The sequence below is a fragment of the Azospirillum picis genome, from assembly GCF_017876115.1.
GTDB lineage: Bacteria > Pseudomonadota > Alphaproteobacteria > Azospirillales > Azospirillaceae > Azospirillum > Azospirillum picis.
This window is the reverse complement of the sequence record NZ_JAGINO010000030.1, coordinates 50,238-76,385: the sequence shown is the minus strand read 5'-3', so window position 1 is coordinate 76,385 and position 26,148 is coordinate 50,238. Positions and strand designations below refer to the sequence as shown.

Here is a 26,148-nt window from a genome sequence, read left to right as displayed (position 1 = left end):
GTCAACCAGATCGGCACGCTGTCGGAGACGCTGGAGGCGGTCGACATGGCGCACAAGGCCGGCTACAGCGCCGTGCTGTCGCACCGCTCGGGCGAGACCGAGGACAGCACCATCGCCGACCTCGCCGTCGCCACCAACTGCGGCCAGATCAAGACCGGCTCGCTCAGCCGCTCCGACCGGCTGGCCAAGTACAACCAGCTCATCCGCATCGAGGAGCAGCTCGGCGTCGCCGCCCGCTTCGCCGGCCGCGGCATCCTGAAGGCGTAAGTCCACGCCCTGGCCCCTTCCGCCCTTCCCCCGGTCATGCAGGGGGGGGGCGGAGGGGGCATGTGCGCGGAGCCGACCGGCGCCTCACTCGCCGGCCAGCGCGCCGATCATCCGGCGGACGGCGGTCATCTGGATCCCGCTCCGGCGGGCGAAATCGTAGCCGGTGTAGCCGAACCAGTCCCAGCAGGCGCGGGGGTTGGAACCGGGCTTGGCGTCGCCGTCGATCTGCGGGTAGAGCACGACGATGCCGTTGACGTCGGCCCAGCGGTTGTAACCGGCATGGACGGCGTAGCGGTCGCCGATGATGCTGGAAGCCATCCGGCAACCGTGGAAGGCGACGTGGATGCGGCAGGTCTGCCGGCCACCCTCGCAGGCTTCCGGAACATAGACATAGCCGCTCTTCGCCATGCCCGACCGGCTGGGATCGCCGATGAAGGGACGCTGGTCGAAGGACAGCGGCCGCCGGGCGGCGTCCGGCGCGTTCGGCCGGCGGGCGCCGTCGTAGAAGACTGCCAGGATGGCGCCGGCCTGGTCGTACCGGCAGTCGTTGATGTAGTCGCTCCCCGCCCCCTCCCTGGGGATGAAGCCGCAGGGCGCGCCATAGCCGTCGGTGATCTGGGCATGCGCCGCCTCGGGATGCCGGACATAGTGCAGATCGGCATCGGGGACGCCCAGTGCCCGATAGAAGGCGGCGGCGGCATCGACGACCGGCCTGGTCACCACGACGTCGTTGGCCCCGGTGAACAGGTAGATCCGCGACCGCGCAAGGTTCGACAGCGGATCGATCTCTCCCGCCGCGGCGCGCGAGCGCGCGCTGGCGACCAGCGATGCCACGTCGGGGCCGCCCATGGCCGTGGCCATGCAGCGGTACTGCGCCACCACCACCGGCGCGATGCCGCCCGTCGACACCTCCGCGCAGTCGTAGGGACCGCCGGCAATCAGGCCGGCCGCCCTCACCATGCCGGAATGGGCGATCTGGAACTGCCCGGCCATGTAAGCGCCGGAGGAGACGCCCGACACCGTCGTCTGCGAGAGGTCGATGCGCAGCCCCAACCCGGCCAGCGACAGGTCCCGGGCGGCGGCCGGCGCCACCAGCGTCGCGCCAAGCAGCATGGCCACCGCCGGGATGACGGCCGCAGCCGACGCCACGCCGGCGAAACCGCACGCGATCATGCCGCGCCCGGCCTTTTCGATCCTCGTCATCGGGCTCCCCCGCCTGCCATGGCAACGCCGGGCCGCGGACAGGTCCGGCGCAGCGCATGGTAGCAAGGCAACCCTTCGAGTCAACCGGCAGGATCGGCGTGCCCGACGCGCGCGCCGCCCGCTTGCCGGGAGAGGCGGGATGGCACGCCCGGGGCCGCCAGGCCCACCCGCATCGCCCCACGAACGCGGGGCGAACCCAGAGCAAACTCAGGGCAAGCTCAGGACCGCAGGTATTGGAGAACGGTTTCCGGCGAGCTTTCCCCATAGGGATCGCCGTTGTCGCAGAGATCGTTGATGCCCGGCTCCTCGAACAGCTTCTCGATCACGCCGTCGTTCACCACCATGGCGTAGCGCCATGAGCGGAAACCGAAGCCGAGCACGTCCTTGTTGACCAGCATGCCCATGCGCCGGGTGAAGTGGCCGGACCCGTCGGGGATCAGCTTGACCTTGCTGAGGTTGAGGGTCTTGCCCCACTGGAACATGACGAAGGCGTCGTTGACGCTGAGGCAGTAGACCTCGTCGATCCCCAGCTCCTTGAAATCGTCGTACAGCCGCTCGTAGGCCGGGCACTGCTCGTTGGAGCAGGTCGGGGTGAAGGCGCCGGGCAGAGAGAACAGGACCACCCGCTTGCCCTTGAACAGGTCGCCGCTGTCCACGTCCTGCCAGCGGAACGGATTGGGACCGCCGACGCTCTCGTCGCGCACGCGGGTTCTGAAAACCACCGAGGGAACCTTGCGCCCTTCCATCATCGTCTCCGGATAGCATTGCGGGAATGGCCGCCACGATAGACGTTTGCTGCACCGCCTCCAATCGCCCATAGGTCATGCCCCGCAACTCACCCCAATTTGGGCGAAACCTTAAGAATCGATCACGAGTTCTGCGCAAAAGTGGTGGCACCCGGTGGCAATCCTGTGACGTCCCCGGATCTTAAGTCGCCGTTTACCAAGTTGGCGTTTTCTGAGCTCGCCTGCATCCAGTGGGCACTGCGCCAAACGGTGACGATTGGAGGGCTGTTTATGCCTATTTCTTCGAAGTCAAAAAACAAGTCGGCCTCCGGCAATCACAAGCCGGGAATTACATTCAATCGTGGTTATTTCAGCAGAATACTTGTTAGTACCTTTATCTTCAGCGCCACCATCAACGCCCTGATGCTGGCCATGCCGCTCTATTCCCTGCAGGTGTTCAGCAGGGCCATTCCGTCGGGCAACTACGACACCCTGGCGATGCTGACCCTGATCGTGGTCATCGCGCTGACGCTGAGCGCCGCGCTGGAACTGGTGCGCTCCCGCCTGCTGGCCCGCGCCGGCAACGCGCTGGAGGTGCGGTGGCGCCGCCGCCTGACCGCCGACGCGCTGGACGCCGCCGGCCGCGGCCGGCCGGACAACGGCCCGCTGGCCGACCTGCTGGAACTGAAGGGCGCCTTCGCGCGTCCGTCGCTGCCGGCGCTGATGGACCTGCCCTGGGTGCCGCTCTACGTCATCGGCATCTACGTGATCCATCCGATGCTGGCGCTGCTGCTGGTCGTGTCGATGGCGATCATGGCGGTGATGGGCTGGATCGGCCATGTGGCGGTGAAGGACATCAACGACGAGAGCAAGCTGCCGGCCAGCCGCGCCCAGAAGCTGTTCGAGGCGCTGGCGTCGCGCTCCGACACCGTGCGCGGCCTGCGGATGGGCGACACCGCCCTGGACAGCGTCAACCGCGACTTCCTGACCGCCAGCGCCCTCCAGGGCCAGGGCTACGAGCGCAGCGCCGCCATCGGCGCCATCACCAAGTGGGTGCGCATGGTCCTGCAGATCGCGGTGACCGCCACCGGCGCCTGGCTGGTGATCGAGCAGCACCTGTCCTTCGGCGGCATGATCGCCACCTCGATGCTGGTCGGTCGCGGCCTCGCCCCGATCGAGCAGACCGCCGGCGCCTGGGGCGCGCTGCAACGCTCCGCCCAGGCCGCCCGCCGCCTGCTGCCGCTGCTGAAGCGCCTGTCGCGTGAGCCGGAGCGTCCCTCGGTGCCGGTCGAGAGCGAGCGCCTGGCCGTCGAGAACCTGCTGTTCGTCTCCCCCCGCGACCAGAAGCCGATCCTGCGCAGCGTGACCTTCACCGTCGAGCCGGGCGAGACCGTCTGCGTCGCCGGTCCCAACCGCTCGGGCAAGTCGGTGCTGGCGCGCCTGCTGGCCGGCGTCGCCATCCCCTCGGCCGGCACGGTGCGCCTCGGCGGCCTGTCGGTGGCCACCCTGACCCCCGACAGCGCCGAGCAGGGCATCGGCTATCTTCCGCAGCAGGTCGACCTGCTGCCGGGCAGCATCGCCGACAACATCGCCCGCTTCGGCACCGCCAGCCGCGAGGAGGTGGAAGCCGCCGCCAAGGCCGTCGGGATCCATGAGTGGGTCGAAAGCCTGCCCGCCGGCTACGAGACCGAGGTCTCCGACCCGCTGTTCCCGATCACCGGTGCCTCGGCCCGCCTGATCGGCCTCGCCCGCGCCGCCTTCGCCCAGCCGCCGCTCCTGGTGCTGGACGAGCCGACCGCCGGCCTGGACGAGCTGGGCATCAAGGCCGTCCGCGCCTTCGTCGCCGCCGCCAAGGAGCGTGGCGCCACCACCATCGTGCTGACCCACGCCCCGGTGTTCGTCGACATGGCCGACCACACCTACGTCCTGAAGAACGGCATGGCCATGGAACTGCCGCGTCCGGAACAGCAGTCGCAGCCTGGCGCGGTCAACCTCGCCCGCCTGCGCAACATGGGGCCGTCCCAGGGTCCCGCGGCCGCTGCGGCGGGGGCCGCCGGCTGACGCCGGCCCCTCCCCCACCGCACAGCCCCCGTCCATCCCGCGGCGCCCGACCCTGCCAGACCGTTTCCGAGGAACTCCATGACCACGCTGACCACCACCTTCCCCACCCCGCTGTCCCCCGACCAGGGACCCGGTTCCGCACCGCGGGCCAAGCAGTCGCGCAAGACCGCGACCATCACCTCGATCCATGCGCTGCGGGCGACGATGCCGGAAACCGGCGTGCGGGGCCTGCTGCTGGGCGGCTTCCTCGTCCTCGCCGTCGGGTTCGGCGGCATGAGCGGCTGGGCGGCGATGGCGCCGCTGCACAGCGCCATCAGCGCGGCGGGGTCGCTGGCACCCGAGACCGGCCGCAAGGTGGTCAAGAACACCGAGGGCGGCGTCATCAGCGAGATCCTGGTGAGGGAAGGCGACCGCGTCGTCGCCGGCCAGCCGCTGATGCGGCTTGACCCGACCGAGGCGCAGACCCGCCTGGACCTGCTGAACGCCTCGCTGCTGGACAGCCGGGCGATGGAGGCCCGCCTCCAGGCCGAGCTGTTCGAGAAACCGGAGATCGAGTGGCCGGCCCAGCTCGCCGACCGCCGGGCCAGCGAGCCGGCCATCGACAACGCGATGCGCAACCAGGAAAAGCTGTTCCAGGTGCGCCGCAACCAGCTCGAGACCGAGGCCAAGCTGACCCAGGACCGCATCGCCACGCTGAACGACGAGGCGAAGAGCCTGGAGCAGCAGCGCTCCTTCCTGGCCCGCGAGATCAAGCTGTCGGACGAGGACATCCAGATCACCCAGGGCCTGCTCGACCGCGGCAACTCCACCCGCACCCGCCTGGTGGCTGCGCAGAAGGAGAATGCCCAGCTCCACGCCCAGGACCATGAGCTGGAAGCCCGCATGTCGCAGTCTCGCCAGCAGGCGGTCGACGCGCAGGGCGACCTGGTCCGCCGCCGCAGCGATTTCCGCGAAAAGGTGCTGGTCGACCTGGAGAAGGCCCGCGGCGACGTCCAGAAAATGGCCGACCAGATGCGCGACGCCAAGAACCGCCTGGACAACCGCACCATCAAGGCGCCCGATGCCGGCGATGTCGTGATGTACGGCCATCCGGCCGTCGGCGGCTCCATCACCGCCAACGAGCCGGTGCTGGACATCGTCCCCGACGACAAGGCCCTGCTGGCCGAGGTCCGCATCCAGCCCAAGGACATCAAGTCGATGGCCCCCGGCCTGCCGGTGAAGGTGCAGTTGACCGCCTACGACACCCGCGTGGTCGGCACCATCGACGGCACCGTCTCCTACGTGTCGGCCGACCGCCTGACCGACAATGCGACCCGCCAGGAATACTATTTGGCCCGCATCCGCCTGAAGGATGCCGACTCCCACGAGGTCGGCAAGCTGCACATCAAGGCCGGCATGCCGGTGGAGGCTCGCATCGTGCTGTCCGCCCGCACCCCGCTGGACTACCTGATCCAGCCGCTGCGCCAGTCCTACGTGAAGGCGTTCATCCAGGAGTAAGGCCGGCAACGAGCCGGTCCGCCCTCTCCGAACGCAAAAAAGCCCCCGGCCGTCGGCCGGGGGCTTTTGCCTTGTCCCGTGCAGCCTTGTCCCGTGCGGGGATGCGCTCAGCTCCGCCCGGGCGTCAGGTTCGGCGGCGGCGGGACCGCCATCGGGGTCGGCAGCGGCGCCGGCACCTGGATCGATTCCGTCTCCTGGCGGGTGCGGCGTGATGCCGCACGATCCTCCGCCAGCCGGTCCATCTCCTTCCGGCGGTCGGCCTCGGTGGTCAGATGGGCCGGCCGCGCCGGAACCGTTCCCAGATTTGGGTAATCCTTGCGTTCGCCGCTCATCTCACGGATGGGCGACGGATTGTCGCTGACCGGCGACGGATCGCCGGTGACGCTGCCGAGCAGACCCTTGTCCAGCACCTTCTCGCTGCAGGCCGACAGCCCGAAAACCATTGGCACTATTACGATAACGGCACCGAGCGCCCGCTTGGCCGCCATGCTGCCCTGACCGTCCGTCGCCATCATCCATCCCCGTCGCTGGCCGCCACGCCGCACTTGTGCGACGATGCGTGAAATGAAATGTTCACACCCGCGGTGTATGAGAGTTCGCGGATATCTCCCGCACCGCACCAGAACGCCGTTCCGACACACGCCACGACTGCGACATGGTGCCGACACGAACTCCTGACCCGTCCCCCGACACGATCGAGCGCAAGCCTGTATAGCCGCCCGTTCCGAAGGGCCAAAGCCCAAACTCAAGGGACCGGCGGCACCAGAAGACACGACACCCGCCCAGCGAAGAAGGACCGTGCTCATGGCCGAGACCAAGGCCCCCCCTCAGGCTTCCAACCCGGCTTCCCCCCAGGTTCCCGACGTCAAGCTTCCCGATCCGGTCGAGATGTCGCGGGCGATGACCCGCATCGCCGAGCAGAGCCAGCGGCTGGTGTCCGAGTTCCTTTCGCGCCAGGCGGCGGACGGCGGCGCCCCGAAGAGCCCCGATCCGATGGGCGTCGGGCATGCCTTCCTGGAGATGACCACCCGCATGATGGCCGATCCGGCCAAGCTGATGCAGGCGCAGATGTCGCTGTGGCAGGACTACCTGACCCTGTGGCAGCGCACCACGCAGCGCTTCTTCGGGCAGGAGACCCAGCCGGTCATCGCGCCCGCCAAGGACGACCGCCGCTTCAAGGATTCGGCCTGGAACGAGAACACGCTGTTCGACTTCATCAAGCAGTCCTACCTGCTGAGTGCGCGGTGGATGCAGTCGACGGTCAACCAAGTCGACGGGCTGGACGAACACACCGCCAAGAAGGTCGATTTCTACACCCGCCAGTTCGTCGACGCGATGGCGCCCTCCAACTTCGTCATGACGAACCCGGAGGTGCTGCGCGCGACCATCGAGAGCGGCGGCGAGAACCTGGTCAAAGGACTTGAGCACCTGCTGAAGGACCTGGAGCGCGGCAAGGGCGAGCTGCGCATCTCGATGACCGACTACGACGCCTTCCAGCTCGGCAAGAACATCGCGGTCACGCCGGGCAAGGTGGTCTTCCAGACCAGCCTGATGCAGCTTATCCAGTACACGCCGACCACGCCGGACGTGAACAAGCGGCCGCTGATGATCGTGCCGCCCTGGATCAACAAGTTCTACATCCTCGACCTGCGCGAGAAGAACAGCTTCATCAAGTGGGCGGTCGACCAGGGCCACACCGTCTTCGTCCTGTCCTGGGTCAACCCGGACGAGACGCTGGCGGCCAAGGGCTTCGAGGACTACATGGTCGAAGGCCCGCTGGCGGCGCTGGACGCCATCCGGAAGGCGACCGGCGAGAAGGACGTGAACGCCATCGGCTATTGCCTGGGCGGCACGCTGCTGGCCTCGACGCTGGCCTACATGGCGGCCAAGAAGGACGACCGCATCAAGTCGGCCACCTTCTTCACCACCATGCTGGACTTCACCGAAGCCGGCGAGCTGTCGGTCTTCATCGACGAGGAGCAACTGACCTTCATCGAAGGACAGATGGCCGAGCACGGCTATCTCGACGGCTCCAAGATGGCGACCACCTTCAACATGCTGCGCGCCAACGACCTGATCTGGTCGTTCGTGGTCAACAACTACCTGCTGGGCAAGGACCCCTTCCCCTTCGACCTGCTGTACTGGAACAGCGACAGCACCCGCATGCCGGCGGCCATGCACAGCTTCTACCTGCGCAACATGTACCAGAAGAACCAACTGGCGCAGCCGGGAGCGGTGACGCTGAAGGGCGTGCCGATCGACCTGAGGACGGTCAAGGTCCCGACGCTGTTCCTGTCGGCGCGCGAGGACCACATCGCCCCGTGGAAGAGCACCTATGCCGGCGCCCGGATGTTCAGCGGCCCGGTGAAGTTCGTGCTCGGCGCCTCGGGCCACATCGCCGGCGTCGTCAACCCGCCGGCGGCGAACAAGTACTGCTACTGGACCAGCGACACGCTGGCCGAAACCCCCGACGAGTGGCTGGAGACGGCGGCACAGACCCCCGGCTCCTGGTGGACCGAATGGAACAGGTGGGTCGGCCAGTATGCCAACGGCAAGGTGCCCGCCCGCCAGCCCGGCGACGGCGCCCTGCCAGCCCTGGAAGACGCGCCGGGATCCTACGTCAAGGTCAAGAACGGTTGACCGGCAGGTCGCGGCGGACCCCCGTCCCTTGCGGGCGGGGGGACTGCCGGAGGGACTGCCGGGGGGCCGCCGAAAGGCGGCCCCCTTTCTGTTTTTCCATTCCCGGGTTATCCGGACAGGGCCGAGCCGATCGCGCGCTCCAGCGCCGGCAGGTCGTAGGGCTTCTGCAGGTGGACGGCCTTTCCGCCGGACGCCGCAGCCTGCAGCCCATCCTGCCCGGCCCGGCCGGACGCGAACACCACCGGAAGTCCCGGCATGCGCCGCGCCAGTTCCGCCGCCAGATCCTCTCCACGCCCGTCGGGCAGGGTCAGGTCGGTGAACAGGAGGTCGAACGCCTGCCGCGCCCCCACGATGTCCAGCGCCTCGCCCACGCTCCCCGCCTCCAGCACCTGGTAGCCAAGCTCGGCCACCATCTCCGCCACCGACATGCGGATCAGGACATCATCCTCGACCAGGAGGATCGTCCGGCCTCCGGCCGGCGCTTCGCCCGATACCGCACCCTGGGCCGCGTCCGGTGCCGCACCTGGTGCCGGGCCGGGGGACGCGGCGACATCCGTCGCCGGAACGGGCTGGGCAGCCGTCGCGGCGGTCTGGCCCCGCTCCGGCTTGCGGCCGTTCAGCACCTGCCGGATCTTGCGGGCGAGGACTTCGCGGGAATAGGGCTTGCTCAACAGCTCCACGCCGGGATCGAGGCGGCCGCCATGTACGATGGCGTTCTGCGTGTAGCCGGAGGTGAACAGGATGGCGAGGTTCGGAAACCGTTCCTTCGCCTTGCGCGCCAGATCCGGGCTGCGCAGCGGTCCGGGCATCACCACGTCGGTGAACAGCAGATCGATCGGAACGCCGCTCTCCAGGATGGCCAGCGCGCTCTGCGCGTCGCGCGCCTGCAACACGCGGTATTCGAGGTCGGTCAGCATGGCCACCACGGTGTGGCGGACCTCCTCGTCGTCCTCCACCACCAGCACGGTTTCGCTGCCGCCGCCGACCGGCGCCATGTCCACCGCCACCGGCAGATCCTCCACCTCTTGGCTGCGCGGAAGATAGAGCCGGACCGTCGTTCCATGCCCGATCTCGCTGTAGATCTTGACGTGCCCGCCGGACTGCTTGACGAAGCCGTAGACCATGCTCAGCCCCAGCCCGGTGCCGTGCCCCTCCGGCTTGGTGGTGAAGAAGGGGTCGAAGGCCCGCTCCTTCACCTCGGCCGGCATGCCGCTGCCGGTGTCGGTCACCGCAAGCATCACATACTGGCCCGGCTGGACATCGGCGTGGCCGGCGACATAGGCATCGTCCAGCTCGGCATTGCCGGCCTCGATCGTCAGCACCCCATGGCCCTTCATCGCGTCGCGGGCGTTGATGGCCAGGTTGAGCAGCGCGTTTTCCACCTGCGCCGGGTCGACCACGGTGTTCCACAGGCCGGCGCCGCTGACCACCTCGATGTCGATCTCCTCGCCCAGCGCGCGGCGCAGCATGTCGTCCAGCCCGCGAACCAGCCGGCCCAGATTGACCACCCGCGGCTCCAGCGGCTGGCGCCGTGCGAAGGCCAGCAGGGACGAGGCGAGCTTGGCCCCGCGCGTCACGCCACTCAGCGCGTTGCGCACCCGCTCCGCCGCGCGCGCATTGCCGGCGACGTCGTTGAGGAGCAGTTGGAGATTGCCCCCGATCACCTGGAGAAGATTGTTGAAGTCGTGGGCGACGCCGCCGGTGAGCTGCCCCACCGCCTCCATCTTCTGCGCCCGACGGAGCTGTTCCTCGGCCTGGCGCAGCGCCGCCGCCTGCTCCTTCTCCGCCGTGATGTGGCGGCCGTAGGCATAGACCAGGTCGCCTTCGACCGAGCTGTGCCAGGAAATCCAGCGCGGCGTGCCATCCCTGTGCCGGTAGCGGTTCTCGAAGTTGGTCAGGGTGCGCTTGATCGCCTCTTCATGCCCACCCTGGCTCCATTCCAGGTCCTCCGGCCAGACGAGCTGCCGGAAGCTGCACCCGACCACCTCGTCAGGCCGATATCCCAGGATTTCCGTCCAGGCGGGGTTGGCTGCCCGGAAAACGCCGTCGGCTCCCACAACGGCCAGCAGGTCGCGGGAATTGCGCCAGATCTGGTTCAGCTCGCGGGTCCGCTCGGCGACCCGCTTCTCGAGGTCCTCGTTCGCCGCACGCAGCATGGCGCTGGTTTCCCGGCGAAGCCGGGCCAGCCGCAGCGTCCCTTCCACCCGCGCGATCAGTTCGCGGGCGCTGAAGGGCTTGGCGACGTAATCGTCCGCCCCGGCCTGGAAGCCGTCGATTGCGGAATCCTCGCCGGCACGGGCCGACAGCAGGATGATCGGCAGCTCCCGGGTGTCCGGGTCGCGGCGCAGCGCGTCGATCACCCCGAACCCGTCGAGGTGAGGCATCATCACGTCGGACAGCACGAGGTCGGGCCGGACGGCGCGGACGGCGGTCACGGCGGCCCGCCCGTCCCCGACCGCCACCACCCGGTAGCCGGCGCCGGTCAGCAGCCGTTCGACGTAGCCGCGCATGTCGGCGTTGTCGTCGGCGAGAACGATGGTTTCCCCCTGCGCCCGGTCGGGCGCGGTCACCGGGACCGTCTCCGACGGCAGGCCGGCCGGGACCGCCGCCTCCCCATCGGGCAGCCAGCGCATCGCCTCGGCAAGGAAGATGCCGGCGCGGGTGGCGGTCGGCGCCTGCGCCGTCTCGCCGCCGGCATCGGCCAACGCGATATGCGCCCTGCCGAAGGGCAGCGAGACCGTGAAAACGGACCCCTCGCCGATGCGGCTCTCGACGGTGACGGTGCCGCCATGGACCGTCGTCAGATCCTTGACCAGCGCCAGCCCGATTCCGGTTCCCTCATGCGTGCGTCCGACCTGCCCGTCGATCCGGTGGAAGCGGTCGAACACGCGGGTCAGCTCCGCCTCGGGGATGCCGATGCCGGTGTCGCGGACCTTCAGGACGGCAGCCCCGCGAACGGCCTCCAGCGTCACCGCGACTTCACCGCGGAGCGTGTACTTGAAGGCGTTGGAGATCAGGTTGAGGACGATCTTCTCCCAGAGGTCGCGATCGACCCAGACGGGTTCGGGCAGGGGCGGACAGTCGATCCGGTAGACGAGGCCGGCCTTCTCCATGGCCGAACGGAAACTGCTCGCCAGGTCGGCGGTGTAGACGGCCAAGTCGACGGCCGCGAAGCTGGCGCGCATCCGCCCCGCCTCGATCCTGGAGAAGTCGAGGAGTGCGTTCACCAGGCGCAGCAGCCGCTGCCCGTTGCGGTGGACCATCTCCAGCTCGGTCCGGGGAACCGTGACGGACGCACCGGCCTGAAGCACCGGCTCCTGGAGCATTTCCTCCAGCGGCCCCAGCATCAGGGTCAGCGGCGTCCGGAACTCGTGGCTGGCGTTGGAGAAGAAGGCGGTCTTGGCCCGGTCGATCTCGGCGAGCGCCTCGGCCCGGCGGCGCTCGGCCTCGTAGCTCTCGGCATTGGCGATCGCCGCGGCGACCTGTCCGGCGACCAGGCCCAGGAACCGACGGTAGCCGTCGTCGAACAGACGGTACGGATTGAGGCCGACGATCAGCATGCCCGACCGGCCGGTCTCGCCGCTGGCCGGCAGCGGCAGCACGACCGCCTGGGTCGGCGGGCGGTTCCACACGCCGCCCGGCAGGCCGCCGGCGACAACGGCGCGCAGATCGGGGATATGCACGGGCTCCATGCCCGGATCGGCGAGCGGCCAGACCGGAGCGGCGCCATCCAGGGTTTCCGGAGCCGCAGGGTGACCCGGAGCGATGCCGGTGGCCGCGGCGAGGACGAGATCCGTGCCCTCGGGCTCCTTCAGGTAGATGAGGGCGAACGCCACATCGCGCGGGTCGGTCGCCAAGGCCTCGACACCGCGGTCGCAGACCTGCCGCCAGGTCTGGGCCTGCGACGTGCGCGTTGCCAGCTCACGCAGCAGCGCGAGCTGGCGTTCCCCGATGACACGGTCGGTGACGTCGGTGTTGGCGCAGATGATCCCGCCCGGACTGCCGTCGTCGTCCGGGATGGGGCTGTAGGAGAAGGTGTAATAGGTTTCCTCGGGATAGCCGTTGCGCTCCATGATGAGGAGCTGGTCCTCGACATAGGTCCCCTCCACCCCCGTCAGGGCCGTCGCCAGCATCGGATGGATGTCGGTCCAGATCTCGCGCCAGACGGTCGAGGTGGGAAGGCCGAGCGCCCAGGGATGCTTCCCGCCGATGATCGACTTGTAGGGATCGTTGTAGAGGTAGGTCAGTTCCCGCCCCCAGCCGATCCAGATCGGCTGCCGGGAGGTCAGCATGATGCGCACGGCGGTCTTCAGGCTCTGCGGCCATCCGTAGGGCGGCCCGAGCGGCGTCGCGCCCCAGTCGTGGACGCGCATCAGCGCGCCCAGCTCTCCTCCGCCGACCAGGAAACCCGGAGGGGAGCCGCCCGCGGCGTTGGCGTCCGGGGTGGCGGCACGACCGTCGCCGGCTTCGCCTTCATCTCTTGCAGTCGCGTTGGGATCCACTCGCGGCGCCGTCCTGACAGACCAAAATTCGTATGCAAGCCAAGTGTATGGTCCATCCCGAACGACGCAAGCCTGAGAATTGCCATACCTCTATCGGTTGCCGCCGATTGGTTGTGGCCGATTGGTTGTGGCCGGATCGCCGGCGGCGGTCTCGTCGCGGCGGCGCCCCGCAGCCCGCCGTCCGCGGCGGGGGTTTTCCTTTCCGGTCCAATCCGATGCTGTCGGGCACGCGCATGTTAAGGGTTTGTTTGCCCTTTTGACGCCACCTAAGGCTTGCGCATATCCGCACGCCCCGGGGATCCGTCGTCCATGCCATCCGATGCCCAAACCGCCACCGCAGGGGCTGCAGCGATGGGAGCCGCCGCGGCGCCGATGGCGAACGCCGAGCCGGTGAAGCTCGCCGAACGGCATGAAATCCAGCCCGGCAGCCCGATCCCGCTGCTGAACACGGTCGGCGGCAACGCTTTCGCCGCCAAGGCGCTGCGTGAGAAGCGGATCGAGCCTTTCGCCATCATCGCGCATGCGGCGGTGCTGCCGCGGATGGACATCTGCTCCACCGTCGGCAGCCTGGACAACCCCACCCACATGCGGCTGCTGGACTGGGGGCTGGTGGACTGGCCGCAGGACCGCGGCCGCCGCTATTGCCTGGTCTTCGAGAAGCCGGGCGGCAAGCGGCTGATGGGGTCGCTGAACGAGACGCTGGACCCGATGCCGGAGGACCAGCTCACCCGGCAGATCATCCACCCGCTGGTCTCGGCCCTGAAGGAGCTGTCGAGTCGCGGCGTGGTCCACGGCGCCATCCGCCCGACCAACATGTTCTACCGCGACCTCGCGGGCGGCGGCCTGATGTTGGGCGACTGCGTGACGTCCCAGCCCGGCTACAGCCAGCCGGTGCTGCTGGAGACGGTCGAGCGCGGCATGGCCAGCCCGGCCGGCCGCGGCACCGGCACGGTGGCCGACGACCTCTATTCGCTGGGCGTCACCCTGCTGATCCTGGCGCTGGGCCGCAACCCGGTGGCCGGGCTCGACGACGAGGCGGTGCTCCAGACCAAGATCGAGCGCGGCTCCTACCCGGCGCTGGTGCAGCAGCTCCGGCTGCCGCTGGCGATCAACGAGGTGGTGCGCGGCCTGCTGGTCGACGACCCGAAGCAGCGCTGGACGCTGAACGACCTCGACCTCTGGGTGGCCGGCCGCCGGCTGAGCCCCAAGCAGCCGCAGATCTCCCGCCGCGCCGCCCGGCCGCTGGAGTTCCAGGGGTCCGAATACTGGCACTGCCGCACCCTGGCCCGCGCCTTCGCCCGCCAAGCCCCGGCGGCCGCCTCGGTGATCGAGAGCGGCGAACTGGACAAGTGGCTGCGCCGATCGATGGGCGACGAGGTGCGGGCGGAAGCCGTCGGCAACGCCATCCAGACCGCCTCCAGCGGCAAGGGCGGCAACCAGGGCGACCGGCTGGTGGCGCGCGTCTGCATCGCGCTCGACCCCACCGCGCCCATCCGCTACCGCGGCCGGGCGATGATGCCTGACGGCATCGCCACCATGCTGGCCGACGCCTTCATGCGCGGAGAATCGCCGCAGGCGGTGGCCGAGGTGATCGCCAACCAGCTCCCGATGTTCTGGGTCAACGTCCAGACCGACTTCAAGCCGGAATTCGTGCCGCTGGTGCAGAGCTTCGACCAGCTCCGCGGCTATCTCGACCGTTCCTCCTACGGCCTGGGGGTCGAGCGCCTGCTGTACGAGATGAATCCGACCATGCCCTGCATGAGCGGCCTGGTCGCCAAGCAGCTTCCCACCAACCCGGCCGAGCTGCTGCGGGCGCTCGACTGGCTCGCCGGTGGCGGCGAACGCCACAAGGACCCGATCGACCGCCACGTCGCCGCCTTCCTGGCAGCCCGCCACAAGCGCGGCGACGAGCTGCTCTACACCCAGCTCGGCAGCGGAGTGGAGCCGATGCGCCGGGTCATCGCCATGCTGACCATCCTGTCCGACGTGCAGGCGCGCACCGGGGTCGACGGGCTGACCCATCTCGCCTCCTGGGTGGTGGCGCTGCTCGACCCGGCCTTCCGACGCTTCCACAACCGGCCGCAGCAGCAGGAGGTGCGCAAGATGGCCGATGCCGCCGCGCACAACGGCCGGCTGACCGAGCTTCTGAAGGTGGTCGACGATCCGGAGGCGCTGCGCCGCGACCGGCTGGAGTTCGAGGCGGCGCAGGTCGCCTACCGCGAGGCCGATGCCGAGATGGAGAAGGTCCGCCACACCATCGCCGACCGCAACAGCATCATCGAGACCTCCGGGCGGCAGGTCGCCGCCATCGTGTCGAGCCTGCTGTCGACCGTGCTGGTCGCCGGCATCATCCTGCTTTTCGCCTTCTGACCGGACGGAACCGCCCAAAAGAACTCAAGCGGAAAAACTCAGGAAGAACCCAGGGGAACATCGCCGTGGCCAAGAAGCGGAAGAAGAAGAAGGGCGGGCTGCTGACGCTGATCCTGCTGATCATTCCGGCGGGGCTGATCGTGCTGCCGACCAGCATCCTGTTCGGGGTGGGGATGATCCCCACCATCGTCGCCTACGTCATCGACCGCGATCCCGACAAGTCGGCGCCGATCACCGTCGGCGGCCTGAATTTCTGCGGCTGCATGCCGTTCGCCATCGATCTGTGGAAGCACCAGCACACCGTCGCCGCCGCCGCCAAGGTGTTCGCCGACCCGCTGTCGTGGCTGGTGATGTACAGCGCCGCCGCCGTCGGCTGGGGCCTCTATTACGGCATCCCGCCGCTGGTGGCAGGCATGGAGATCGCCCGCGCCGAGAAGCGCGTGGAGGTGCTGAAGCAGAAGAAGGTCGCCCTGGTCCAGGAATGGGGGCCGAACGTCGCCGGCGACACGTTCGACGATACGGGCGGCTTCGAGGCCGAAGACGCCTGACGCGCCCGGATGGCCGGGGTTCCCCGGGGCACGGCTATCACATGTGGCGATCATCGCCCTCCCCCACCCCGTCGATCGGGTTTCCCCCCAATGGCGCCCGTCGGCCGCTCCTGGCATCGTCGGCACATCCCGCCCGGCCGGCAAACCGGATGATGCCCATCCACCGGCGCAGCGCGTGCAGTGGCTGCTCGACGGCCGTGGCGGGAACGATCACCGGGCGGAACAGAGACCGGGACAGGACTTGCGGTTTCACATACCAGCCAAGCCCTTGCCGGCCGGCTCCGGGGGAATTTTCTGTTGCGACTCTAAACCATTCGCGACCACTCTGAAGCCAGTCAGAGCGCTTCACTCAAGGCCCGCCCCCTGTCCCCCGGGGCGGGCCTTCTTGTGCCTGCGCTCTGCCATGAGCCGCCTCTGCCGACCGGCGCCGGTCAGCGTTTGAGCAGCGGGCATTGGGATTCGGAGACCGGGCGGAAGGCGTCCTCGCCCTTCACCGTCTTGACGATCTCCAGGTAGTCCCACGGCTCCTTGGACTCCTGCGGCTTCTTCACCCGGGCGAGATACATGTCGCGGATCACCCGCCCGTCCTCGCGCAGACGCCCGTTGCGGACAAAGACGTCGTTGATCGGCGTGTCGCGCATGCGCTGCATCACCGTGCCGGCATCGTCGGTGCCGGCGTCACGCACCGCCTTCAGGTAATGCATGACGGCGCTGTAGCCGCCGGCCTGGATCATCGAGGGCATGAAGCCAGTCCGCTCGAAGAAGCGGCGGGACCAGGCACGGGTATCCTGGTCGAGGTTCCAGTAGGATGCGGTGACCATGTAGGCGCCTTGCGCGTCCTGCAGCCCGACCGCATGAACGTCGGTGATGAACATCAGCAGCGCCGCGAGCTGCTGGCCGCCCTGGGTGATCCCGAACTCGCCAGCCTGCTTCAGCGCGGTGTCGGTGTCGGCCCCGGCGTTGGCGAACGCCACGACGTTGGCGCCCGACGATTGCGCCTGCAGCAGGAAGGACGAGAAGTCGTGGTTGCCGGTCGGATGGCGCACCGCGCCGACGACGCTGCCGCCGGCCTCCTTGATGAAGCGGGTGGCATCCTCCTGCAACTGGTGGCCGAAGGCATAGTCGGCGGTCAGGAAGAACCAGGACTTGCCGCCGTTCCTCACCACCTCGGTCCCGGCGACCTTGGCGAGGGCATAGGTGTCGTAGGTGAAATGGACCGTGTTCGGGCTGCAGATCCTGTCGGTGATGGTGCTGGAACCGGGGGCGGTCAGCAGGGCGATCCGGTTCTTCTCGCGCACCAGATTGTGGATGGCGATGCCGATGGCGGAGTTCTGCACGTCGGCGATGACGTCCACCTTGCCGGTGTCGAGCCATTCGCGGGCGATCTCCAGCGCGAGATCCGGCTTTTCCTGGTGATCGGCGCTGACGATCTCGATCTTCTTGCCGGCGACCGTTGGGCCGAATTCCTCCACCGCCATCCTGACGGCTTCCACCGACCCCGGACCGGCATTGTCGCGTCCCCAACTGCTGAGATCGGTCAGCACGCCGATGCGCACGACGTCGTCGGAGATCTGCGCAGAGGCCGGCGCCGCCGCCGTGAGAGCGAGCGCACAGGCAAGAGCACGCACCATCATCGTCTTTCCTCCCTTCATGTTTTTAAGTCTTCGTTTCCGCGCTTTCGATAGCGCCGCGGGGGCGCACGGCCCCTTTCCGGCGGCGCGGCCTTCCGCCGCGCTTCCGGATTCCGTGCCCGCCCGCCTGGTGCCGCGCCGGGCATCACCCGGCGCCCGAGGTCACCCCCGTGCCGGCAGCACCTGGCCGCTGACCCGGCCGAAGCCGACGCGGTAGCCGTTCCCCTGGCACCAGCCGGTCATGACGACGTCGTCGCCGTCCTCCAGGAAGGCGCGGGTCTGGCCGCCGGCCAGCGTCAGCGGCTTCTGGCCGTTCCAGGTCAGTTCCAGCAGGCTGCCGAAGCTGTCCGGCTCCGGTCCGCTGATGGTGCCGGAGCCCATCAGGTCGCCGGTGCGCGTGTCGCAGCCGGACACCGTGTGATGGGCAAGCTGCTGCGCCATCGACCAGTACATGTGCCTGAAGTTGGTGCGGCAGATGGTGGTTTCGTCATCCCCGCCCCCATCCCCGCCGCCGGGCTTCAGCGCCACCTCCAGGTGGAGGTCGAATCCCTGCGGGCCGTCCTGGCGCAGGTAGGGCAGCGGTTGCGGATCCTGCACCGGGCCGGCGGTGCGGAACGGCTCCAGCGCCTCCATCGTCACCACCCAGGGCGAGATCGAGGTGCCGAAGCTCTTGGCGTTGAAGGGGCCGAGCGGCACATATTCCCACTGCTGCAGGTCGCGGGCGCTCCAGTCGTTCATCAGCACCATGCCGAAGATGTGCGCCTCGGCCTCCCCCACCGGGATCGGCTCGCCCAACGCGTTGCCGCGGCCGACGATGAAGGCGGTCTCCAACTCGAAGTCCAGCTTGCGGCAGGGGCCGAAGCTCGGCGCCTCGGCGGTCGGCGCCTTGGTCTGGCCGTTCGGCCGGCGGATCGGCGTGCCGCCGACCACCACGGAGCTGGCGCGGCCGTTGTAGCCGATCGGGATGTGCAGCCAGTTCGGCAGCAGCGCGTTCTTTGGGTCGCGGAACATCGAGCCGACGTTGGTCGCATGCTCCCTGGACGAATAGAAGTCGGTGTAGCCGCCGATCCGCACCGGCAGGTGCATCACCGCCTCGGCCATCGGTACCAGCGCGCGGGCGCGCAGGCCGGCATCGTCGCGCAGGGTGGCGGTGTCGTGGCGCAGCAGCTCGCTGACGCGCGCCCGCGTCCGCCTCCAGGCGTCGCGGCCGAGCGCCATGAACGGGTTGAGGCTGTCGCAGGCGAACACCGGCGCGCCGGCATCCAGCAGGCCGGCCCTCTCCAGCACGGCGAGGTCAAGGACGAGGTCGCCGATCGCCACCCCCACCCGGCGCGCCGGGTCGGCGGCGGTGGAGAAGACGCCGAAGGGCAGGTTCTGGATCGGGAAGTGGCTGTCCGGCGCAACCTCGACGAAGGAGCGCAGGGCGGGGTCATTGGCGGTCATGGAGGTCGGTCCTCAGGGCTTCTCGGGATTGAAATGCTTCTTCAGCCCCTGCCAGCAGCGGTAATACTCGTGCTGGAGCTGCGCCGTCTCCAGGGCGAAGCGGGTCGGCTGGATCAGGCTCCGCGTCTCGAACATGAAGGCCATGGTGTCGCGGATATAGTGCGGCTTGCTGGTGTCGGCGGCCGACGCCTTCTCGAAGGTCTCGGCATCGGGGCCGTGGCCGCTCATGCAGTTGTGCAAGGACGCGCCGCCGGGCATGAAGCCCTCCTCCTTGGCGTCGTAGACGCCGTGGATCAGGCCCATGAACTCGCTGGCATAGTTGCGGTGGAACCAGGGCGGGCGGAAGGTGTCCTGCATCGCCAGCACGCGCGGCGGGAAGATGACGAAGTCGATGTTGTCGACGCCCGGCGTGTCGCTGACCGAATGCAGCACCAGGAAGATCGACGGGTCGGGGTGGTCGAAGCTGATCGAGCCGATGGTGTTGAAACGGCGCAGGTCGTACTTGCAGGGCGCGTAGTTGCCGTGCCAGGCGACGACGTCCAGCGGCGAATGGTCGATCGGCGCCGCCCACAGGTGGCCGTTGAACTTGGCGAGCAGGGTGAAGTCGCCCTCGCTGTCCTCGTACCGGGCGGTCGGGGTCAGGAAGTCGCGCGGGTTGGCGAGGCCGTTGGAGCCGATCGGCCCCAGGTCGGGCAGGCGGAACAGCGCGCCGTAATTCTCGCAGACATAGCCGCGCGCCGCGTCGTCCAGCAGCTCGACGCGGAAGCGCACGCCGCGCGGGATGACGGCGATCTCCTGCGGCTCGACCTCCAGCATGCCCAGTTCGGTGGCGAAGCGCAGCCGTCCCTGCTGCGGCACCACCAGCATCTCGCCGTCAGCGTTGTAGAAGAAGCGGCCTTCCATCGACCGGTTGGCGGCATAGAGGTGGATGCCGCAGCCGGCCTGCGCCGCCGGGGAGCCGTTGCCGGCCATCGTCACCAGCCCCTCGACGAAGTCGGTCGGCCGGTCGGGCAGTGGCAGCGGGTCCCAGCGGAGTTGGTTGGGGGGCGTCGGCACCTCGTCGAACCGGCTCAGCAGCCGGTCGTGCTCGATGCGCTCGAAGGGCCGGTGCATCGCCGCCGGCCGGATGCGGTAGAGCCAGGAGCGGCGGTTGTGCGCACGCGGTGCCGTGAAGGCGGTGCCGGACAACTGCTCGGCATACAGGCCGTAGGGTGCGCGCTGCGGCGAGTTGCGTCCGGCCGGCAGCGCGCCGGGCAGCGCTTCGGTCGCGAATTCGTTGCCGAATCCCGACTGGTAGGCGAAGTCCATGTCTGCCTCTCCCTTCTTGCGCCGCCCCGGCTCCGGGGCGGCTCCTGCGGTCACACGCCGGCGCGGGCCCTGGCGAGCGCCTCGCGCAGCACCTCCATGTCGCCGACGTGGTTGGCGAGCAGCAGGATCAGCCTGGCGTTGACCATCGCGCTCTGCTCCGCGGTCAGGTCGCGGTGGGCGTCGATGAGCGCTTCGTAGAAATCGTCGGGCCGGGCGATGGCCGGTTCGGTGTTGAGCGGCATGGTCCCCTCCCGGTCAGGCGGTGCAGGTGGCGGTGGCGACGGCGGCGCGCAGGCGTCCGGCGTCGAAGCTGCGCCAGCGGGCGCAGACATGCTGGTCGGGGCGCAGCAGATGGACCGTGCCCGGCCGGGCGTCGTAGCGCAGGGCCAGCAGCCCCTCGGCGTCCTCCAGCACGGTCAGGCCCGGCGCCGCGGCTGCCGTCGCCCCCGCCGGCACGACCAGCACCGCCCTCACCGGGATCGGGCCGGCGGCCAGCCCGGCCAGCGCCGATGCCGTCTCCGCCGCCAGCGGCTCGCCGCCGGTGAAAAAGACCGCGGTGAACTGCTGGCCGACATGGGCGAGGAACCAGTCCGCCGCCCCACCCCTGCGCACCGGCGCGTCGGCCGCCGGCGCGCCGGGGACCATCGGGCCGGCGAAGGCATCGCCGTCGGGGGTGTTGAGCGGCGAGTCCGCCAGCACCGAAGGGACCGACAGCCGGCCGCTGTTCACCAGGCGGCGGGCGAAGGCGCAGTCCCCGGCCAGCGAGAGCACCGCGTCGCGGAAGGTCCGGCTGACCGGGCTCTTCGGCGTGATGAAGTCGGTGGAGCGGGTGGAGTTCAGGATGTTCTCGTCGGCGGCGAATTCGCGCTCGCTGGCGTAGCTGTCGAGCAGGCGGTCCGGTGCCTTGCCCTCCAGCACCAGCGCCAGCTTCCAGGCGAGGTTGTCGGCATCCTGGATCCCGGAATTGGCGCCACGGGCACCGAAGGGCGACACGCCGTGGGCGGAGTCGCCGGCGAAGATCACGCGGCCATGGCGGAAGCGCTCCATGCGCCGGCAGGCGAAGGTGTAGACCGACACCCAGTCCAGCGTGAACTCCCGCTCCTCGCCCAGCAGCGCCCGGATGCGGGGGATGACCTTCTCCGGCTTCTTCTCCTCCTCCGGGTCGGCGTCCCAGCCGAGCTGGAAGTCGATGCGCCAGACGTCGTCGGCCTGGCGGTGCAGCAGGACCGACTGGTTGCGGTGGAAGGGCGGGTCGAACCAGAACCAGCGTTCGGTCGGGAAATCGGCCGTCATCCTGACGTCGGCGATCAGGAAACGGTCTCGGAACACGCGGCCCTTGCTCTCCAGCCCCATCAGGGCGCGGGTCGGGCTGCGGGCGCCGTCGCAGGCGATCAGCCAGTCGCAGCGCAGGCGGTAGGCGCCGTCCGGCGTGTCGACGGTCAGCTCGACGCCGTCCTCCAGCCGCTCCAGCCCGACCAGCCGGTTGCGCCAGCGGATGTCCAGCGTCTCCAGCGCGGCGGCGTGGTCGTGGAGATAGCCCTCCAGGTAATATTGCTGGAGGTTGATGAAGGCCGGCCGGCGGTGCCCGGCTTCCGGCAGCAGGTCGAAGCGGTAGGCCAGCGCGTCCTGGAAGAAGACCTTGCCGACGTTCCAGGAGATGCCCTTGTCGACGATCCGCTGGCCGCAGCCCAGCCGGTCGAAGATCTCCAGCGTGCGCTTGGAGTAGCACAGCCCACGCGATCCGACGGACAGCCTGTCGTCGTCGTCCAGCAGCAGCACGCGGAGGCCGCGCTGCGCCAAGTCGATGGCGGTGGCGAGCCCGACCGGCCCGGCGCCGACCACCACCACGGGATGCCGGGCCGGAACGGCCGCGGCCTGGTCGTCGCAGCGCCGGTAGTCGAGGACCAGCGTCTGGTAATCCCTGTCCATTGTCGCGTTCCTCCCCACCGTCTCGGCCCCCGCCCCGGTCCGCGCCCTGACCTCCGTCTCGGCTCGGCCCCGCTCCGGCTCAGCCCTCAAGCTGCCGCCACATCTCCATGTCGCGCTCGGCGGTCCAGATGCGCGGGTCGACGTGGCCGGTGGCCTCGTCATAGGCGCGGGTGACGTTGAACGGCATGCAGTGGTCGAAGATCACCCAATGGCCGAACTTGGGCTTGAGGACGGCATAGGTGTCCTTGTAGACGGCGCGCAGGTCCTTGCCGGCGGCGACGCCCTGCTTGACCAGGTCGAACAGCTCGCTGGTGAAGGCACGGGTGCCGCGCAGCCCCTCCTGCACCTGCTCCGCCGTGGTCAGCGACGCGCCGCGGCCGGGGACCAGCTTTTCCGGCCGCAAGGCCGCGAGGGCGTCGAGGGTGGCCGGCCAGTCGGTGAAGTAGGCGTCGCCGCAATAGGGGGTGGCGCCGTATTCGACGAGGTCGCCGGAGAACAGGATCTTCTGCTGCGGCAGCCAGACCACGGTATCGCCCTTGCTGTGGCCGCGGCCGAGCTGGATGAGCTGGACCTCCAGGCTGCCCAGCCACATCGTCATCCGGCCCCGGAAGGTGATGGTCGGCCAGGTCAGGCCGGGGACGGATTCGACGGCGCGGAACAGGCGCGGGAAACGGCCGATCTCGCTGGCCATGTCGGCCTCGCCGCGCTCGACGATCAGGTCGCGGGTGTCCTCGCTGGCGATGATCTGCTCCGGCGCATAGCCCGACGCGCCCAGCACCCGCACGGCGTGGTAGTGCGACAGCACGACGTGGCGGATCGGCTTGTCGGTGACCTCGCGGATGCGGCGGATGACGTCCTGGGCCATCACCGGTGTTGCCTGGGTGTCGATCACCATCACCGCGTCGTCGCCGATGACGATGCCGGAGTTGGGATCGCCCTCCGCCGTGTAGGCGTAGGCGTTGTCGGACAGCTTGTCGAAGCTGACCTTCTTTTCCTCCAGGTCGGCGTGGGAGGCGAACTTCTTGGACATGGTGATGCTCCTGGAAAGGGGCCGCGCCTCAGGTCGGGGCGGGGATCGGCGGCAGCGGGGACCGGGTTCCGGATCAAGGATGAAGGCGATCGTCGGGCGCGGCCGGCGGCCCGGGCTGCGCCGGTCCCATGCGGATGCGGCGGCGGTCCACGATGCCCATCGTCCCGATCCTCCCTTCCCATGCCGGCACCTCCCCGGTGGACTGTGTTCGCCGCACGGTGCGGCGTCGGCGGCAAATCCATGGCCCGGCGGTTCTTCCCGCCATTGTTGGCCAATGATATCGTTGCGGATGAAACCGTTCAACGCATTTGTTAATGACGAACGGGAGGCTGATCCCATAATCTCATTGGTGGTATCGGTACCGCGCCATGGCGGCCGGCCGCGGACGGAGGGACGGATGGAGACGGAGGAGAGCCCAAGGGACCGGCGCGGCATCCAGTCCATCGAGGTGGGCGGCCAGCTCCTGCTGGCGCTCGCGCGCAGCGGGGCCGCGATGGTGCTGCGCGACCTCGCGCGCGAAGCCGGGATGACCGCCGCCAAGGCCCACCCCTATCTGGTCAGTTTCGGCAAGCTCGGCCTGGTGGAGCAGGACCCGGTGACCGGCCGATACGACCTGGGGCCGCAGGCGCTGCAACTCGGGCTGGTCGGGCTGCAGCGGCTCGACCCGCTGCGCATCGCCACCAAGGCGGTGGGTGAACTGTCGGCCCGCATCGGCCATTCGGTGGCGATCGCGGTCTGGGGCAGCCACGGCCCGACCATCGTCCGGGTCGAGGAATCGAGCTATCCCCTGCACGTCAACCTGCGCACCGGCAGCGTCATGTCGCTGCTGAACACCGCCACCGGCCTGGTCTTCGCCGCCTTCATGCCGGCGAAGCTGGTCGAAGCCTGCATCGCCGACGAAAGCGGCCGGTCGGTCGGCAATGCCGGCGGCCCGCGGCCGGACTGGCCGGCGGTGGACTGGCCGGCGGTCGAGGCGACGCTGGCCGAGGTGCGCCGCCGCGGCCTCGCCCGCGCGGTCGGGCTGCCGATCCCCGGCATCAATGCCTTCAGCGCACCGGTGTTCGACCACAGCCGCAACATCGCCCTGGTCATCACCGCCATCGGCCCGTCGGGCACCTTCGACGTCGATTGGGACAGCCCGCTCGCCGCGGCGGTGGCGGCCAGCGCCGAAGCCGTCTCCCGCCGGCTGGGCTACCTGCCGGCGGCGACGCCGGCGTTGGCCGGGTGATGTCCAGTGCGGAGTTCGACCAGAAGCCACGCGAAGCGAAACGGGCGGACGACGGAGCCGTTAACCTCGTCGCCTCGGCCAGCTTGCTTTCGCCCTGTTCGGGGAAAGCACCCGTCACCACCTTTTCACGGAACGGAATTGCTTGCTCCTCGACCCGCCGCGGCAGGACGACCAGACAGCCGATCCGGCATCGGATCGTCGCTTAACAGCAATGGTCTCGCGAAGCAGAGAGGGTCCCGGAGCGCCCCGCTGCTTCAGCTTGCCAATTGACGACCCTACCCCTCCGCGAACTCGCCGGTCGCCGCCATGATCGCCTCGCGCAGGCGGTCGGCCTTGGCCGGGCCGGCGACCATCTCCAGCAGGCGCAGGGCGTAGAAGAGGGCCATCTCCGCCGTCTCCGCGCCGTCCGGCTCGGCCGCCGCGGCGGGATACTGCGCCAGAAGGGCATGGGCGCGGTCCAGCAGCCCACGCTCCATCGAGGCCAGCGTGTCCTTCAGCGGCTGGCGCAGGCCAAGGGCGTCGGCCAATCCCTCGCAGCGGCGCAGGGCGCGGGCGTGGTCCTCGGCGGCGGCCTGGGCGTCCTCGTCGACCGGAAGGGGCCGCCCGGCCGACGGGACGGGAACGGCGGACAGGATGCCGTGCGGCGCGGTGTCGAGCACGGTGCCGGTGACCATGCTGCGCACCGCCGCCTTCACCGACCCCAGGCGCTCGCGGTAGGCCGGCTCGGCCAGCGCGTCTATCAGGGCGGAGGTGGTGAGGACCCCGGCGACCAGCCGCTCGGCAATGGCGACCGCCTCTTCCGGCGAGGCGGTTGCGTTGGCGGCGCCGGACCCGGAATCCGGACGGGAGGCGAGCCGGGCGCCGCGCTCCTCCAGGTTGGCGACCACCAGGCCGCCGAGCCGGGCGAAGATCGCCGGCTGCTCGCGGCGCGCCTTGCCCAGGTCGAGGCCGGGCATCACCGCCAGCAGGTCGGCCGGCCGGGCAAGGCGGGAGGCGGCGACCAGCAGCAGGGGGAAGACCGATGCCGGCGACTGGCACGCGGCCGCCTGGGCCGCCTGCTCGATGGCGGCGATGTCCGCCGGTTCCAGCGCGGGCAACGGCTTGGGCGACAGCGCGTCCTTCAAGGCCTCGATGATCGGGCCGATCTCCAGGAAGGACACCACCTCCAGCACCTGCCGCCGCAGATCCTCGTCGCCGTGCAGCAGCCGGACGGCTTGGCCGGAGCCGCCCTGCCCCACTGCCGCCTGCCCCGCCGCCGTTGCCCCTGCTGCCGTCTGCCCGACCGCGACGCGGATCGCCTGCGCGGCCATCGGCCACAGCCGCAGGCCGATGTTGCGCAGGGCGTTGCGGTTGCCGGGCGCCGTCTCCTGCACCTGCCGGTCGAGCTGGTCGAGTTGGTGGCGGTCGCCGCACTCCGCCACCAGGCGCCACAGCGGCTCGATCACCCGCCGTTCGATGCGGCCGGGCGGGATCTCGGCACTGCCGAAGCCCTCCAGCACGTCCTCGAAGGGCAGGCAGAGGATGCGCTTCAGGGTTGGGCGGCGCTGGGGACGCACCTGGACCAGCCGCGGACGGATCGCGGCGAAGGTCTCGCGCACGTCGGGGTGGTCGCGCACCCGCTCCAGCAGGCGGACCACCTCGACGAACTTGTCCTCGGGGATGTCGAACAGCCGGTTCTCCAGGCCCGGCAGGCGGTCGGCCGCCGAACGGCTTCCGTCATTCACGGGGCCGTCTTTCTCGAAGCCGTCTTTCTCGGGGCTGCCGCC

Annotated in this window: 17 protein-coding genes and 1 pseudogene; 7 read left to right on the top strand and 11 right to left on the bottom strand. The window is 69.4% G+C overall.

The window, feature by feature from the left end:
• Positions 1-267, top strand: a pseudogene (eno, locus tag J2850_RS28275) (phosphopyruvate hydratase); the annotation flags it as partial.
• Between the two features lie 84 nt (positions 268-351).
• Here eno and J2850_RS28270 read toward each other — a convergent pair.
• Complete coding sequence (locus J2850_RS28270) at positions 352-1,470, bottom strand: extracellular catalytic domain type 2 short-chain-length polyhydroxyalkanoate depolymerase (protein WP_209989822.1); 1,119 nt, start codon at positions 1,468-1,470, stop codon at positions 352-354.
• 218 nt (positions 1,471-1,688) lie between these two features.
• Complete coding sequence (locus J2850_RS28265) at positions 1,689-2,192, bottom strand: peroxiredoxin (protein ID WP_307354570.1); 504 nt, start codon at positions 2,190-2,192, stop codon at positions 1,689-1,691.
• A gap of 435 nt (positions 2,193-2,627) precedes the next feature.
• Between J2850_RS28265 and J2850_RS28260 the strand changes: the two genes are divergently transcribed.
• Entirely contained in the window at positions 2,628-4,256 is a 1,629-nt protein-coding gene (locus J2850_RS28260; protein WP_246513678.1) for a type I secretion system permease/ATPase, read from the top strand.
• 78 nt (positions 4,257-4,334) lie between these two features.
• Positions 4,335-5,753 carry an HlyD family type I secretion periplasmic adaptor subunit gene (locus J2850_RS28255; RefSeq protein ID WP_209989818.1) on the top strand — a complete coding sequence of 473 codons (1,419 nt, stop codon included), beginning with the start codon at positions 4,335-4,337 and terminating at the stop codon, positions 5,751-5,753.
• 107 nt (positions 5,754-5,860) lie between these two features.
• Here J2850_RS28255 and J2850_RS28250 read toward each other — a convergent pair whose 3' ends face one another.
• Positions 5,861-6,268: a hypothetical protein gene (locus J2850_RS28250; protein ID WP_246513676.1), complete on the bottom strand. Its 408-nt coding sequence runs from the start codon at positions 6,266-6,268 to the stop codon at positions 5,861-5,863.
• Between the two features lie 289 nt (positions 6,269-6,557).
• Between J2850_RS28250 and J2850_RS28245 the strand changes: the two genes are divergently transcribed.
• Positions 6,558-8,393, top strand: coding sequence for a PHA/PHB synthase family protein (locus J2850_RS28245; RefSeq protein ID WP_209989816.1), 1,836 nt, complete (start codon positions 6,558-6,560; stop codon positions 8,391-8,393).
• Positions 8,394-8,500: 107 nt separating this feature from the next.
• On the opposite strand, the gene J2850_RS28240 is transcribed toward J2850_RS28245, so the two are convergent.
• Positions 8,501-12,895, bottom strand: a complete 4,395-nt coding sequence (locus J2850_RS28240) for a response regulator (RefSeq protein WP_209989815.1) — start codon at positions 12,893-12,895, stop codon at positions 8,501-8,503.
• Positions 12,896-13,204: 309 nt separating this feature from the next.
• On the opposite strand from J2850_RS28240, the gene J2850_RS28235 reads away from it, so the two are divergent.
• Positions 13,205-15,265 carry a protein kinase family protein gene (locus tag J2850_RS28235; protein ID WP_246513674.1) on the top strand — a complete coding sequence of 687 codons (2,061 nt, stop codon included), beginning with the start codon at positions 13,205-13,207 and terminating at the stop codon, positions 15,263-15,265.
• 65 nt (positions 15,266-15,330) lie between these two features.
• Positions 15,331-15,813, top strand: a complete 483-nt coding sequence (locus J2850_RS28230) for a hypothetical protein (protein ID WP_209989813.1) — start codon at positions 15,331-15,333, stop codon at positions 15,811-15,813.
• A gap of 431 nt (positions 15,814-16,244) precedes the next feature.
• Here J2850_RS28230 and J2850_RS28225 read toward each other — a convergent pair whose 3' ends face one another.
• From J2850_RS28225 to J2850_RS28200, 6 genes are all read right to left on the bottom strand, one after another.
• The gene (locus J2850_RS28225) at positions 16,245-17,447 is read right to left on the bottom strand and encodes an ABC transporter substrate-binding protein (protein WP_246513672.1); all 1,203 of its coding nucleotides are present in this window, start codon (positions 17,445-17,447) and stop codon (positions 16,245-16,247) included.
• Positions 17,448-17,606: 159 nt separating this feature from the next.
• Positions 17,607-18,887: a fumarylacetoacetase gene (gene fahA, locus J2850_RS28220; protein WP_209989811.1), complete on the bottom strand. Its 1,281-nt coding sequence runs from the start codon at positions 18,885-18,887 to the stop codon at positions 17,607-17,609.
• Positions 18,888-18,899: 12 nt separating this feature from the next.
• Positions 18,900-20,195: a homogentisate 1,2-dioxygenase gene (gene hmgA / locus J2850_RS28215; protein ID WP_209989809.1), complete on the bottom strand. Its 1,296-nt coding sequence runs from the start codon at positions 20,193-20,195 to the stop codon at positions 18,900-18,902.
• A gap of 50 nt (positions 20,196-20,245) precedes the next feature.
• Positions 20,246-20,437: a DUF2783 domain-containing protein gene (locus tag J2850_RS28210; RefSeq protein WP_209989807.1), complete on the bottom strand. Its 192-nt coding sequence runs from the start codon at positions 20,435-20,437 to the stop codon at positions 20,246-20,248.
• Positions 20,438-20,450: 13 nt separating this feature from the next.
• Positions 20,451-22,124: an FAD-dependent oxidoreductase gene (locus tag J2850_RS28205; protein ID WP_209989804.1), complete on the bottom strand. Its 1,674-nt coding sequence runs from the start codon at positions 22,122-22,124 to the stop codon at positions 20,451-20,453.
• Positions 22,125-22,203: 79 nt separating this feature from the next.
• Entirely contained in the window at positions 22,204-23,154 is a 951-nt protein-coding gene (locus tag J2850_RS28200; RefSeq protein WP_209989803.1) for an MBL fold metallo-hydrolase, read from the bottom strand.
• Positions 23,155-23,551: 397 nt separating this feature from the next.
• Between J2850_RS28200 and J2850_RS28195 the strand changes: the two genes are divergently transcribed.
• Positions 23,552-24,382, top strand: coding sequence for an IclR family transcriptional regulator (locus J2850_RS28195; protein WP_209989801.1), 831 nt, complete (start codon positions 23,552-23,554; stop codon positions 24,380-24,382).
• A 275-nt stretch (positions 24,383-24,657) separates the two neighbouring features.
• Here the strand turns inward: J2850_RS28195 and J2850_RS28190 are convergent, their stop codons facing one another.
• Entirely contained in the window at positions 24,658-26,106 is a 1,449-nt protein-coding gene (locus J2850_RS28190; RefSeq protein ID WP_307354569.1) for a PepSY domain-containing protein, read from the bottom strand.
• Positions 26,107-26,148: the final 42 nt, after the last annotated feature.